This window comes from Agrobacterium sp. (genome assembly GCF_032092815.1).
Taxonomy (GTDB): domain Bacteria; phylum Pseudomonadota; class Alphaproteobacteria; order Rhizobiales; family Rhizobiaceae; genus Agrobacterium.
In genome coordinates this window covers 42,475-55,678 of sequence record NZ_DAMDBP010000021.1, presented here as the reverse complement: position 1 = coordinate 55,678, position 13,204 = coordinate 42,475, and the positions used below count along the sequence as shown (strand labels likewise).

At 57.6% G+C, this 13,204-nt stretch carries 12 protein-coding genes; 1 reads left to right on the top strand and 11 read right to left on the bottom strand.

All coding sequences use genetic code 11. The features are described 5' to 3' along the window. The first annotated feature begins 157 nt into the window (after positions 1-157). On the top strand, positions 158-778 hold the full coding sequence (gene mobA, locus RT613_RS14110) for a molybdenum cofactor guanylyltransferase MobA (protein WP_313616257.1): 621 nt from the start codon (positions 158-160) through the stop codon (positions 776-778). Positions 779-870: 92 nt separating this feature from the next. On the opposite strand, the gene RT613_RS14105 is transcribed toward mobA, so the two are convergent. The 11 genes from RT613_RS14105 to RT613_RS14055 all read right to left on the bottom strand — a co-directional run. Beyond that, positions 871-2,511, bottom strand: coding sequence for a peptidoglycan DD-metalloendopeptidase family protein (locus tag RT613_RS14105; protein ID WP_313616255.1), 1,641 nt, complete (start codon positions 2,509-2,511; stop codon positions 871-873). Between the two features lie 276 nt (positions 2,512-2,787). Further along, positions 2,788-3,429, bottom strand: a complete 642-nt coding sequence (locus tag RT613_RS14100; protein ID WP_409558828.1) for a protein-L-isoaspartate(D-aspartate) O-methyltransferase — start codon at positions 3,427-3,429, stop codon at positions 2,788-2,790. Positions 3,430-3,437: 8 nt separating this feature from the next. Continuing rightward, positions 3,438-4,214, bottom strand: a complete 777-nt coding sequence (gene surE / locus RT613_RS14095) for a 5'/3'-nucleotidase SurE (protein WP_313616252.1) — start codon at positions 4,212-4,214, stop codon at positions 3,438-3,440. Between the two features lie 21 nt (positions 4,215-4,235). Next, positions 4,236-5,519: a serine--tRNA ligase gene (serS, locus tag RT613_RS14090; protein WP_313616251.1), complete on the bottom strand. Its 1,284-nt coding sequence runs from the start codon at positions 5,517-5,519 to the stop codon at positions 4,236-4,238. 97 nt (positions 5,520-5,616) lie between these two features. Then, positions 5,617-6,429, bottom strand: a complete 813-nt coding sequence (gene tatC / locus RT613_RS14085) for a twin-arginine translocase subunit TatC (protein ID WP_313616249.1) — start codon at positions 6,427-6,429, stop codon at positions 5,617-5,619. Next, the gene (gene tatB / locus RT613_RS14080) at positions 6,426-7,175 is read right to left on the bottom strand and encodes a Sec-independent protein translocase protein TatB (protein WP_313616247.1); all 750 of its coding nucleotides are present in this window, start codon (positions 7,173-7,175) and stop codon (positions 6,426-6,428) included. The genes tatC and tatB overlap by 4 nt, the downstream gene beginning before the upstream one ends. A 58-nt stretch (positions 7,176-7,233) precedes the next feature. Then, positions 7,234-7,434 (bottom strand): twin-arginine translocase TatA/TatE family subunit, encoded by a 201-nt coding sequence (locus tag RT613_RS14075; RefSeq protein ID WP_313616245.1) that lies wholly within the window; start codon positions 7,432-7,434, stop codon positions 7,234-7,236. A 134-nt stretch (positions 7,435-7,568) separates the two neighbouring features. Beyond that, positions 7,569-8,270, bottom strand: a complete 702-nt coding sequence (gene scpB / locus RT613_RS14070; protein ID WP_313616278.1) for an SMC-Scp complex subunit ScpB — start codon at positions 8,268-8,270, stop codon at positions 7,569-7,571. A 25-nt stretch (positions 8,271-8,295) separates the two neighbouring features. Further along, positions 8,296-9,144, bottom strand: coding sequence for a ScpA family protein (locus RT613_RS14065; protein ID WP_313616244.1), 849 nt, complete (start codon positions 9,142-9,144; stop codon positions 8,296-8,298). 41 nt (positions 9,145-9,185) lie between these two features. Next, entirely contained in the window at positions 9,186-10,202 is a 1,017-nt protein-coding gene (gene nagZ / locus RT613_RS14060; RefSeq protein WP_313616242.1) for a beta-N-acetylhexosaminidase, read from the bottom strand. Between the two features lie 103 nt (positions 10,203-10,305). After that, the coding region (locus RT613_RS14055; RefSeq protein WP_313616240.1) for an SPOR domain-containing protein at positions 10,306-13,204 on the bottom strand (2,899 nt) is incomplete at its 5' end.

Sequence of the window (13,204 nt, the reverse complement as noted above, 5' to 3'; positions counted from 1 at the left end):
ACACTGTCGGTCATTGCCACCGCCCTGCTCTCGCCAACCTCCGGCACCCAGCCACTGCTGTTCATGATGGCAGCAATCGGCCTTCTGGCACTCTACTCCACCTATTTCACACGCAAAGCCGAACGGCAGGATGCTGCCCTGTCACAACGAGACGACAATGCATAAAAATCTCCCCGGCCTCATTCTCGCGGGCGGCCTGTCACGTCGCATGGGCAGCAACAAGGCACTCAAGCCACTTGGCGACAGGCAATTGCTGTCACATGTCATCGAGCGCATTCGCCCGCAGGTCTCCTATCTGGCGCTGAACGCACCGCATGACTGGGCAGACGCGTTTGGCCTGCCTGTAGTACCGGACACCAAACTTGGCCATGCAGGCCCGCTGGCGGGTGTTCTTGCGGGCTTGCGGCACATCACCACCATAGATCCGGATGCTACGCACATGCTGACCGTGCCGGCAGACAGCCCGTTTTTTCCGGAAACACTTGGCCAGCAGCTTTCATCCTCTGTTGCTGATGACCACACAATCGTCATTGCCGCATCTGCCGGTCAGGTCCACCCGGTGTTTGGCCTGTGGCCAGTGTCGATTGCCGATGATCTGGAGCAATGGCTGGCGGTGGATGAAAACCGCCGTATCCGTAACTTCCTTGGCCGTCACGCCACACTTGGCATTTCATTCCCCAAGATTGAAAGCCCCACCTCGTCCATCGATGCGTTCTTCAACATCAATACGCCGGACGAGCTTTCCATTGCACAGGCATTTCTGGATACGCTGGATTGAGAGGCGAAGCGCACGTCGTCGCCAGGCAACATCACTGCAAACACAAAAAAGCCGGGCTCAAGCCCGGCTTTTTCTTCCCTGAGACGCACTACCTACTCAAGGTATCCTGATGGGTTCACTGGTGTCGCATCCTTGCGCACTTCGAAGTGAACCTGTGGGCGCTTTGCGTTGCCGCTCATGCCCGACATTGCAATTGTATCGCCACGCTGCACCTTCTGGCCGCGCTGCACATTGAGGCTGGAGGCATGGCCGTAAACCGTGACCTTGCCATCGTCGTGGCGAACCAGAACGGTGTTGCCAAGCTGCTTCAAACCGTTACCGGAGTAGATGACCACACCGTTTTCAGCTGCCTTGATCGCCGTGCCCTCAGGCACCGAGATATCGATACCGTCGTTGCGATTGCCATCGACATTCTGGCCGAAGCTGGAGATCACCGCGCCACGAACCGGCCAGCGATATTTGCCGATGCCTGTTGCGGCAGGCGCGATGGATGCCACGTCGGACTTCTTCTCGATGTCGCTGACAGTCGATGTCGCAACCGGTGCCTTGTAAGGCTCTGGTGCCTTGGCTGCCGCTTCAGGCTTTGCCGCAGCAACCTGTGGTGCAGCAGGCTGTGGCGCTGCCTGAGTTTCCTTTGGTGTGATCGATGCCGTCTTGAGGTTATCGGTGCTTGCCGAAGGCATTTGCAGGGTCTGACCGATACGAATGGTTTCGTTCGACAGGCCATTTGCAGCCTTCAAAGCAGCAACAGTGACACCATTTTCCCTGGCAATCTTGGCGAGGCTGTCACCCGGCTGAACCTTGTAGCCGCCGGTTGGCGGCAGAGGTTTGCCACCTGGAGGTGTCAGTTTTGCAGCTTCGCCGGACGCCTTGTCACGGGCAGCAGCGCTGGATGGCAGAACGGCAAGATTCTGATCATTCTGACGGGCTGGTGCCGGCTGGTTGCCATCATTGTTCAAAGCCACATTGTCAGCAGCAGCCTTGGCAGCGTTGCGTGGCGTACCGAAGGTTGGAATGGTGATTGACTGACCAGGCGCAGCAGACGAAGCGGATTTCAGGCCGTTGGCCTTGAGGATTTCCTTTTCAGGCACACCATAACGCTTCGAAAGCGTTGCAATCGTTTCACCCTGACGCAAGGTCACGCTCGGTCCACCCTGCGCATTCCAGCCGTTGGATGCAGGCTTGGTGGACGCCGTTGAAAGCTGATCCACAGCGCGTGGTGCAGCCGGAGCCTGCGAAACCACTGCAGGTGCGGCAGGCCGTGGATTGGCCGATGGGAATGGCTGTGCCATGGCTTCATTGCGCGTCTGCGGGTCACGAACCGTGTTGCCAGCAGTTGGCGCTGACAGTTCGGAGCGCTGAATCGTCGATGGCGAAGACGCCACACGAGCGCTGGAGCTTTGAACTGAACCGTAACCGCCATTATTATTGGCAGGATATGGCTGATTATAATTCTGGTTATAGGCCTGATTATTGTTGTTGCCGTAAGCCGGCTGCGCGGAGGCCGTCGACGAACCGTAGACATCACCCTTCGGAATCGGCGCCTGACCATAGGCACCTGCACCGGTTCTGGAAGGGATTGATGCTGTGGTCATCGTATCCGTTTCATTGGAGAACAGACCGCTGAACCGCGTCGCATCCGAGCTACAGCCCGTTACAACACCCGCCAGCGAGATTGCAAACAAAACTCTTGCGACTGATTTTCCGATTTTGGGCGAATTGTTCATACGCATGACTCGATCTACACTGACGCCAACCCGCCGAAACTGACTGCTCCGGCGCAAACTCATTTCTTGCAAGGCCCATTTCCCAAAGACGGAAAAACCATGCGTCCATGGATATGATTAAAGCGCGTTAGTGTTACTACGCAGTTAAGACGCTTAAATTCCGCGCAGATTTTTTGACAATTCGATAACCATGACGATTAAGACATGACCAGAAACAAAAAAGTCGCCGAATTCAACCTTTGAATTCAACGACTTAAAAACGAGCACATTCTCTGACAAAAATCAGATATGGCGGGCCATGTGCGGAATGAAGGGCAAATAAGGCGCTTCAAAAATATCCTCGCGCTCAAAACGGCTGCCGGTTTTCGACAAACGCATCATAATGCAACGCTCTTCATCCACCATCAGCGGCGCAATCAGCACACCGCCCGAAACGAGCTGTTCGGCCATGAAACGCGGAAAGGTGGTAAACGCCGCCGTAATGAGAATACGGTCAAAGGTGCCCTCACCTGTCAAACCGTTGCTGCCATCGGCAAGGCGGGTGACGACATTGCGAAGACCAAGGCCTTCCATGCGTTTCTGCGCGCCCTGAACAAGGGTCTTGTAACGGTCGATGGACACGACACGTTCAGCCATGCGCCCCAGAACGGCGGCGGTAAAACCGCTGCCGGTGCCAATTTCCAGAACACGATGACCCGGCTTGACCTGCAGGCGGGACAGCATCTTCACGGCCATGTCAGCCCCTTCCATGAACGAACCGCAATCAATCGGGATCGTTCTGCTGGAATAGGCATCATTTGCAAATTGCGATGGCACGAATTGCGACCGCGGTGTCTGTTCAACCGCAGTCAGAAGATCGATGTCGGAGATGCCTTCGGCCCTGAGACGCAGGACCAATGCCGCAAACCCCTCTTTTTCGATCATGGGCGATTTCAATCCGACACTCCAAAACCAAGCGCCTTGGCGACGCGATCCTTGACGCTATAATCCGTGAGGTCGAGTTTCAGAGGCGTTACCGAGATCTTGTCATTCTTGACGGCATGAATATCGGTGCCTTCACGGAAGGTGCCGAGACGTTCACCAAAACGAAGCCAGTAATAAGGCAGGCCACGGCCATCCTTGCGTTCTTCAACCGTCAGGCCGAAGTCCAGCTTGCCCTGGCCGGTTACCGAAATGCCCTGCATGTCCTGTGGCGCACAATTCGGGAAATTGAGGTTGAGGAAGGTGTCGTCAGGCAGTTCCACATCAATCAGCTTCTTGATGAGGTCTGGCGCATAGGTTTCCGCCACTTCCCACGGCACGATACGGTCGCCATCATTGGTGTGGGCATAGGCCTGGCTCAGCGCAAATGAACGCACACCCTGCAGTGTGCCTTCAATCGCGCCGGCAATGGTGCCGGAATAGGTCACGTCATCGGCCATGTTGGCACCGGAATTGACACCGGACAGCACCAGATCCGGTTTACCCGGCAACACTTCTCGAATGCCCATGATCACGCAATCGGTTGGCGTGCCACGCAGCGCAAAATGCTTGTCGGAAACCTTGCGCAGGCGCAGCGGCTCCGACAGGGTCAGGGAATGCGCCAGACCACTCTGATCCGTTTCCGGTGCGACAATCCACACGTCGTCGGAGAGCTTTCGCGCAATGCGCTCCAGCACCGCCAAACCTTCCGCATGGATACCATCGTCATTGGTCAGAAGAATGCGCATTCCTGGTCCCTTTCAGTCGTATCAAGCTGCTTTTTCGATCTTTTTCAGTCCACCCATGTAAGGCAGCAGAACGTCCGGAATTGTGACGGAGCCGTCGTCGTTCAGGTAGTTCTCCAGAACGGCAATCAGGCAGCGGCCAACAGCCGTACCCGAACCGTTCAGCGTGTGAACGAACTTCGTGGCCTTGTCGTCCTTGCCGCGATAACGGGCATTCATGCGACGCCCCTGGAAATCACCGCAAACCGAGCAGGACGAAATTTCGCGGTAAGCGTTCTGACCCGGCAGCCACACTTCCAGATCGTAGGTCTTGCGTGCGCCAAAGCCCATGTCGCCGGTGCACAATGTCATGGTGCGGAAATGCAAACCAAGGCGCTTGAGCACTTCTTCGGCGCAAGCCGTCATGCGCTCGTGTTCTTCCACGGCGCTTTCCGCATCGGTGATCGAGACCAGCTCGCACTTCCAGAACTGGTGCTGGCGCAGCATGCCGCGTGTATCGCGGCCAGCAGAACCGGCTTCCGAACGGAAAGACGGGGTGAGCGCCGTAAAGCGCAGCGGCAGCTTTTCCTGCTCGAGAATTTCACCCGACACCAGGTTCGTCAGCGTCACTTCCGCCGTCGGGATCAGCCAGCGGCCGTCTGTGGTCTTGAACAGGTCTTCGGAGAATTTCGGCAACTGACCGGTTCCGAACATTGCTTCGTCACGCACCAGGAGCGGCGACGACACTTCGGTATAACCATGTTCGCCGGTGTGCAGGTCAATCATGAACTGACCAAGCGCACGTTCCAGCCGTGCGATCTGGCTGGTCAGAACGGTAAAGCGCGCGCCGGACAGCTTGGCTGCACGTTCGAAATCCATGTAACCCAACGCTTCACCAATATCGAAGTGCTCCTTCGCCTCATGGTTCCAGCCCGGCTTGGTGCCGACGACACGTGCCACGACGTTGTCATGTTCGTCCTTGCCGACGGGGACGTCATCGAAGGGAATATTGGGGATGCGCGACAGGGCGTCGTTGAGTTCTGCCGTGATCTGGCGGTCCTCTTCTTCAGCCTGCGGCATGGTTTCCTTCAGTTCGGCAACTTCGGCTTTCAGCTTTTCGGCAAGCTCGAAGTTCTTCTGCCCCATCGCGGCACCGATCTCCTTGGAGGCGGCGTTGCGGCGGGACTGCATTTCCTGAAGTTTCTGAATAACGGCACGGCGCTTTTCATCAAGCACTATCAAACCGGAAGAAAGAGGCTCCGCGCCGCGCTTTGCCAGAGCGGCATCAAGAGCTTCGGGGTTTTCGCGTATCCATTTAATATCGAGCATTGTCGTTCCAGACTGTTCGTTTTGCCTGCGGTTACTTCAAAAAAGCAAAAGCCGGGCTTGAAGCCCGGCTCATGAAAAATAGCATGCCGGACAAAGGTCAGGCGTCTTCGGAAGCTTCGAGTTCCCTGCCTGCATTCTCCGCCTCCCGCTTCTTCTCCACGAGTCGAGCCAAGTATATGGAAATCTCGTAGAGAATGATCGCAGGCAGCGCAAGACCGATCTGGGAAAGCGGATCGGGCGGCGTAAGAACGGCGGCCACGATAAAGGCAATCACGATCGCAAATTTGCGCTTGTCCTTGAGCGTCTGGCTGCTGAGCAAACCAACACGGGCCAGAAGCGTGGTAACGACAGGCAGCTGGAACACCAGACCGAATGACAACACCAACGTCATGATCAGGCTGAGATATTCCGACACTTTCGGCATCAGAGAAATGGCAACCTCGCCCTCTTCCGGCGCCTGCTGCATGGCAAGGAAGAACCACATTACCATGGGCGTGAAGAAGAAGTAGACGAGTGCAGCACCGACCAGAAACAGAAGCGGTGAAGCAATGAGAAACGGCAGGAAAGCCGCCCGCTCATTCTTGTAGAGGCCCGGAGCCACGAATTTGTAAAGCTGCGAGGCAATGACCGGAAACGCGATAACGATCGCACCAAACACCGCCACCTTCACCTGCGTGAAGAAGAACTCCTGCGGAGCGGTATAGATGAGTTCCGCCTTGGAGAGGTCAAGGCCTGCCCAGGTCACCGCCCATTTGTAGGGAACGACCAGGAAATTGAACAGCTGCTTGGCAAAAGCGAAGCACACCACAAAAGCCGCAAAAAATGCGACCAGCGACCAGATCAGCCGCGTCCGCAGCTCAATCAGATGTTCGACAAGCGGCTGGGGTTTATCTTCGATATCGCCGCTCATGCTTCGTCCTTCTTGGCAGTCTTTGCCGTAGCGGCAGTTTTACGAACCACAGGCTTCTTGGCGACGGCAGGCATGTCCGAAGCGGCTTTCGCAGGAGCCTTCTTGGCGGCCACAGCCTTGGCTGGTGCCACCTTGGGGCCGGCTGCCGGTTTTGCCGCTGTTTTCGCAGCAGTTTTTACCGGTTTCACAACAGGTTCCGCTGCTGCAACATCGACACCGGTTGTGGACGCCTTTGTTGCGGCCGTTTTCGTCTTGGCAGGTTTTGCCGCAGCAGCTTTTGCGGCCTTGGCCTTTGCTGCGGGCTTTGCAGTCTCAGCAACAGGTGCTGGCGGCACCGCCTCGCTGACAACGGTCGGAGGTGTATCCGGCAGCGTCATCAAAGGCTCAGGCACGGAAACAGCTGCGGTAGACGGCACAGGCGTGCTTGTCGGCTGGTCGTCCAGCGTCGTTGCCTTTTGCAGATCCGATTTGATGTCCTGACCAAGCTGGCGCAACGGGTTCATTGCATCACGCAGGGAATTGGTCGGGTTCAAGTTCTGCACATCGGAAATCGTCCGGCGTACATCATCCATATCGGCTTCACGCAGCGCCTCGTCGAACTGACTGCGGAACTCGCCCGCCATCTTTCGCAGATTGGCCGTCATCTTGCCAAAGGCCCGTATCATTGGAGGCAAATCTTTGGGTCCGACGATAACGATCAGAATGACCGCTATCACCAGAATCTCGCTCCAGCCAATGTCTAACATCAATATGCTCCCGAGACCTGTTCGCCTCGCCTGTAAGACGTGCCCTTACGACCAAGTCTTACTTGGTTTCATCAGCCTTGTGATCGACAGTCTTGCTGTCGGTGGCTGGCGGCGTTGCGTCGTCATCAGCCATGCCCTTCTTGAAGCTCTTGATGCCCTTTGCAACATCACCCATCAGTTCAGGAATCTTGCCGCGGCCGAAAAGAACCAGGACAATGACCAGAACGATAAGCCAATGCCACACACTGAAAGAACCCATAACCGAAACTCCTGAATTGCGCTTTCAAACGATGTAAGATGTTTGTCACTGTTTTTCAAACACCAAAATGCACGGGCCTGCAATTGCGGAGTTGTTGCAGAACAAACTCCCAGCCTGTTTTTCCCGCATTTTAGTTAGCTTTCATCCCCGTCACCGCCGCTTGGCGCCAACAGGCCCAGTTCTTCAAGATCAAGCTGGGTGATCGGATCTTCCTCATCCGTCAAATCGTCGCTCATTGATGGAATCGGTATGCCGAAATTCGGCGGAATGCGACCGGAAAGCAGCCCTGCCCCCTTCAACTCTTCGAGACCAGGCAGATCACGCAGTTCCTCAAGGCCAAAATGATCGAGAAACTCGATTGTCGTGCCCATGGTTACAGGTCGGCCTGGTGTGCGCCGGCGACCGCGAAACCGCACCCAGCCCGCCTCCATCAAAACGTCAAGCGTGCCCTTGGAGGTCTGCACACCACGGATTTCTTCGATCTCAGCGCGCGTCACCGGCTGGTGATAGGCAATGATTGCCAGCACTTCCAGGGCGGCGCGTGAGAGTTTGCGCGGCTCCTTATCTTCTGTGCGAATGACAAAGGACAGATCACCGGCGGTACGGAAGGCCCAGTTGCCGCCGATCTGCACCAGATTGACGCCTCGGGTGTTATAGGCAACTTTCAGCCGCCACATCAGCGCCGAGACATCCATGTCTTTTGGCAGTCGTTCGGCGATGAAGGCTTCCGACACAGGTTCGGCTGATGCAAAGACCAGCGCCTCGGCAATGCGCTCGGCCTCACGCTCCATGCGGGTCAAAGGCACCGGCTGTTCGGTTTGCACCACCTCCGTCATGGTGGCGTCGTCGACCGGTTCATGGTCACTCATTATCACGATCCTGATCAGGCTGGCCGGGGGCCGGTCTCGCCGCACCCTTGCGCATAAAAATTGGCTGGAAGGCTCCGTCCTGCCGTATTTCGAGAGACCCCTCGCGCACCAGTTCCAGCGATGCCGCAAAGGCGCTGGCAATGGCCGTGACACGGTGTGCAGGGTCGGCAACATATTGCAGCAGATACTGGTCGAGCGCCGTCCAGTCATCAATGTCGCCCAGAAGCGACGTCAACAGTTCACGCGCGTCGACCAGCGACCAGACCTGGCGCTTTTCAATGGTCACCTGCGTGATGGCGTGTCGCTGCCGCAGAGCCGCATAGGCGCTGAGCAGGTCGTAGAGATTGGCCTCAAACACCGAGCGGCTGGTATGGGGAATATGTTCCGGTGCGCCACGCACGAACACGTCACGGCCCAGACGATCGCGGTTGACCAGCTTTTCCGCCGCCTCACGCATTGCCTCAAGGCGTTTCAGGCGGAAGGCCAGCGTTGCGGCCATTTCCTCACCGCTTGGCCCCTCATCCTTAGCCTGCTGCGGAATGAGCAGTTTGGATTTGAGGAAGGCAAGCCAGGCGGCCATGACCAGATAGTCGGCCGCGAGCTCAATGCGCACCCGCCGCGCCGTATCAACAAAGGACAGATATTGTTCGGCCAGTGCCAGCACGGAAATGCGAGACAGGTCCACCTTCTGGGTGCGAGCAAGATGCAACAACAGATCGAGCGGGCCTTCAAAGCCCGCCACGTCGATCATCAATGCCGCTTCACCCGTGGCACGCTCGGCAGTGGTATCCTGCCAGAGCTTGTCCATGGGTGTGCTGTTGCGGGACTTGTCTGCCGCCATCTTCCCATCCGCCGGAAACCGGCCTGTTTTACCCGACTATATCAGGCCACCGCCCACATGGCGTTGAATTCTGCCCTCAGCGCCGTTTCATCGCTGGCATCAGCCTGCTGGAACCCCGCCTCGACTGCCTTGACACGTTCGAGTGCCTTGCCAGACAGGGCTGGAACCTGCTTGACCACCTCAAGCATTTCACTCATCACGCCATTGCAATGCAAGACTATATCGCAACCACCCGCCACAATATTGGCAGCACGCTCGCCAATCGTGCCGCGCAACGCATTCATTGACGTATCATCGGACATCAGCAGACCATCGAAACCAATGCGGTCGCGGATGATCTCGTTGATCACCTTTTTCGAGGTCGTGGCCGGGCCGGAAGCATCAATGGCGGTGAACACCAGATGGGCACTCATTGCCATCAGTTCCTTGTTGAGGGCACGGAACGGCACAAAGTCATGTTTGTCCAGCTCATCCAGCGGCACATCGACCACTGGCAATTCATGGTGGGAATCGACCATGCCACGGCCGTGGCCGGGCATATGTTTCATCACAGGCAACATGCCACCGGCCTTGAGACCATCTGCTGCCGCCTGCCCCATCAGCGAAACGGTTTCGGGATCGAAGCCATAGGCACGATTGCCAATAACATTGCTGGCGCCAGGCACTGGCACATCAAGCACCGGCAGGCAATCGACCGTGATGCCGAACTTCATCAGATCAAACGCATGCAGGCGTGACATCAACCATGCGGCGCGCAGACCCTTTTCACGATCGACCTTGTAAATCTCGCCCAGCGCCTCGGCGGAAGGATAGGCTTGCAGGATTGGCGGCTTGATGCGCTGCACGCGGCCACCTTCCTGGTCTATCATCACAGGTGCGTCCAGACGACCGACCGCATCGCGCATCGAGGCCACGAGATCGGAAATCTGCTCAGGCTCGGCAATGTTTCTGCCGAACAGAATGAAACCCCATGGGCGCTCGGACTTGTAAAAGGCAACCTCATCAGGCGTCAGCGAAAGACCACTGCATCCTAAAATTACGGCTTTTGATTCTGTCATTTGAAATAACCGGCTTTATGGAGGGGATTGGGTTTGACTATCAGGCAATAAAAAACCGGGAACGACAAGCGCACCCGGTTTTGTCTGGTGTATCCGTCAGGCCTTAGCGGGCAATCAGGCAGCTTCCGCCAGCGGCACGGTAGCGTTCGCACAATGCTGCAGCTTCGTTCTTGTCTCCGGCCGGGATGCGAACACGGTAGTAGGTACCCTTGCCGGCAATTTCAGCCGCCTTGATATCGACGCCGCGACCACCGATGACCGAACCGAACTTGGTGGACAGGCTCTGGTAGGACTTCTGCGCTTCTGCCTGGCTTGGCAGGGAGGCGATCTGAACATAGTAGCCGCCGGTCGAAACGGTGTTCTGCACAGGGGCAGCTGCGGCCTGCTCGGTTGGTGCTGGTGTGGCAGCAGCCGGTGCGGCAGGGGCCGTTGCAACGGGCTGGTTGGACACAACATTCGCAGCCGGAGCGGCAGGGCGTGCAGACGGTACAGGCGCTGTATTGTTTGCCGAAGCAGCAGGTGCCTGTGTTTCCGGAGCAGCCATGGCAACAGGGCTGGTTTCAAGTACCTTTGGCACATCACTGCCAGAGGCCGTATTGCCTGCCGTGTTGAGCGGTGCTGGCTCAGGTGCGGTCTGTGCAGCCGAGGCGGCTGGTGCAGGCGTTTCTGGCACTTCCTGTGCGACGAGCGTGCCATCCGGCTTGACGATCATCGTGCGAACCTTGCGCGGAGAAACTGCAGGCGACGCCGGTTCGGTTTCAGTTGGTCGGGCAGAAGCATCATCCTGCGCGAGCAGACGCGGATCTTCCGTTTCACCAACCGGGGTGCCCATGTTGGAGAAATCGCCATCATCCTCGCCTTCCAGCGGCAGGCTTTCAGGGATCAGTGTCTTCTGAACCACATCAACCGGCTCCTCGTTGGAAGAGATCAGTGACGGCTGCTTCGGATCAGCGGCAGTCTCGCCGGCAACGCGGTCGTAAACGGCCTTGTCCTGGTTCGGCACGGTCTTGCCACCGGGGTTTTCAGGAACTTCCTTGACCGGGTCATTGTCTGCCGAAATGATGATCGGCGCGCCGTTACCCGTGGTCTGCGAGCCACCTGATATCAGCGCGTAAACACCACCGGCCACCAGTACGACACCAAGCGCTGCAACAGGAACGATCCAGCGGCGCGAACGACGCTCTTCGTTTTCATACTGCTCCGTCGGCTGTTCATAGGCGTTCTGCTGTACGTGACGCTGTTCAGCCCTGCCCTCCTGGGCGGCCTTCATGCTGTCACGGAAATCAGCTTCCAGTGCCTTTTCGAAATCGTCAAGATTGTCGAACGGTGCTGCGGCTTCCTGCAGACGAGCAGCCGACTGGTTTGGCGCATTGCGGTTACGGTCGAGACCGGCAGACGTCGCAGCTGGCGTAAACAATGCGGCCAGTTCTGTATCGAGGTCGAGGTCATCTTCGTGACGACGCGGTGCAGGCTTTGGCTCGAATACGCCAACGGGCAGATCCGGCACTTCCATTTCACCGATAGTCTCAGGACGATCTTCCGTATCACCAATCTGACCATGGTCGAATGGCAGTGGCTCTGGCTCTACCGCTGGCTTTGCGGCAACCGGCGCAACTCTGGCTGGTTGCTGTGGCGCGTAAGAGAAGGACTGGGGAGCCGGTGCGGCAGGCTGCACACGCTGAGGTGCGATAGAGGCAACGACAGGCGCTGCAACAACCGGTGCAGGGGCAAAATGTGTCGGTGCAGCAGCAACTGGTGGCGCTGCAACAGGCACAACCCTTGGCATTTCAATGGGCTTTGCCTGCTGAACAGGTTCAACATTGCCAATGTCGGACAGATCGAAATCCATGTCGAGGTCAATGTCGTCAAGCGCAAGCTCAAATGCATCATCGGCAAATGGCTCAAAGTCTGCAGCTGGTGCGGCTGCAACTGGCGCGGCAGGCGCTGGCTGAACCGGTGCGGAATAAGCCGCGGCTAGCTGCTGTGGCGCCTGTAGCACTGGCTGCGTGCGCGGTGTTTCCTGGAACGACGGCGCGACCTGGAAAACATCAGAGCGGATTGGCTCGGCACGAGAAGGAACCGGCGCTGGTGCACGGATATCAGGTGCCGCAGCGACAGGCACTTCGGCTGCAGCAGGCTCGTTGCGAGAATACCGATCAACGTCATAAAGCAGCTCCTCCATCGGGGAGAACAGCTCTTTCGGCAATTCGGCAACGGGCTGCGCCTGAAGCTGCGGCGCAGGCTCAAATACTGGTTCAGCTGGCGCCTGAAGGGTTGGCTGGGGACGCGGCGCTACCGGTGTGGCGCGCGAACCGAAATTGGCCAATGGCAAACGCAGGCCGGAAACTTCCAGCGACGAACGATGCAGATGGGGTGCATTTGGAGCCGGAGCTGCCTGGGCAGCAACCTGCGCTGCCGCAGCGGCGGCAGCAGCTGCTGCGGCTTCAGCGGCAGCATTCTGCGCCTGCAGGGCTGGCGCCTGCGAACCAAAATTCAGTTCCAGCTCGTCTGCCAGATTAAACGCCTCTTCAGCGGATGGCAGCTGCGGAAACTCTGCTACTGGTGCGGCTGGCTCAGCACGCACTTCAACAGGTTCTGGCGCGAAGGCTACAGGCACATGCTCAAAGGCTGGCTCTGGCTCAGCGACAAAATGCGGCTCGCTGGCAAAATTCCACTCGTCACGCGGGGCGGCTTCGACCTGCGGTTCAGGTGCATATTCTGGCGCAGATTCTGGCTCGGGCGCAAAATGCTGGGCAGGCTGCGCATAGGCAGCCACTTCGTCCGCGTAGGACGGCAAATGGGATTGCTGCGGTTCGTCATAGATCGCGGGAGCCTCAGGCTCTTCGTGATAACGGGCCTCTTCCTGATAGACAGGCTCCTGATGGGCTGGCTCTTGATAGACGGGAGCGGCAGCAGGACGTTCAAACGCCTGCATCGGCTCTACCGTTTCCCGCGGAGAGAACTCCGAGACAGGATCAAGGCGCGGAGCATCATAGATCTCG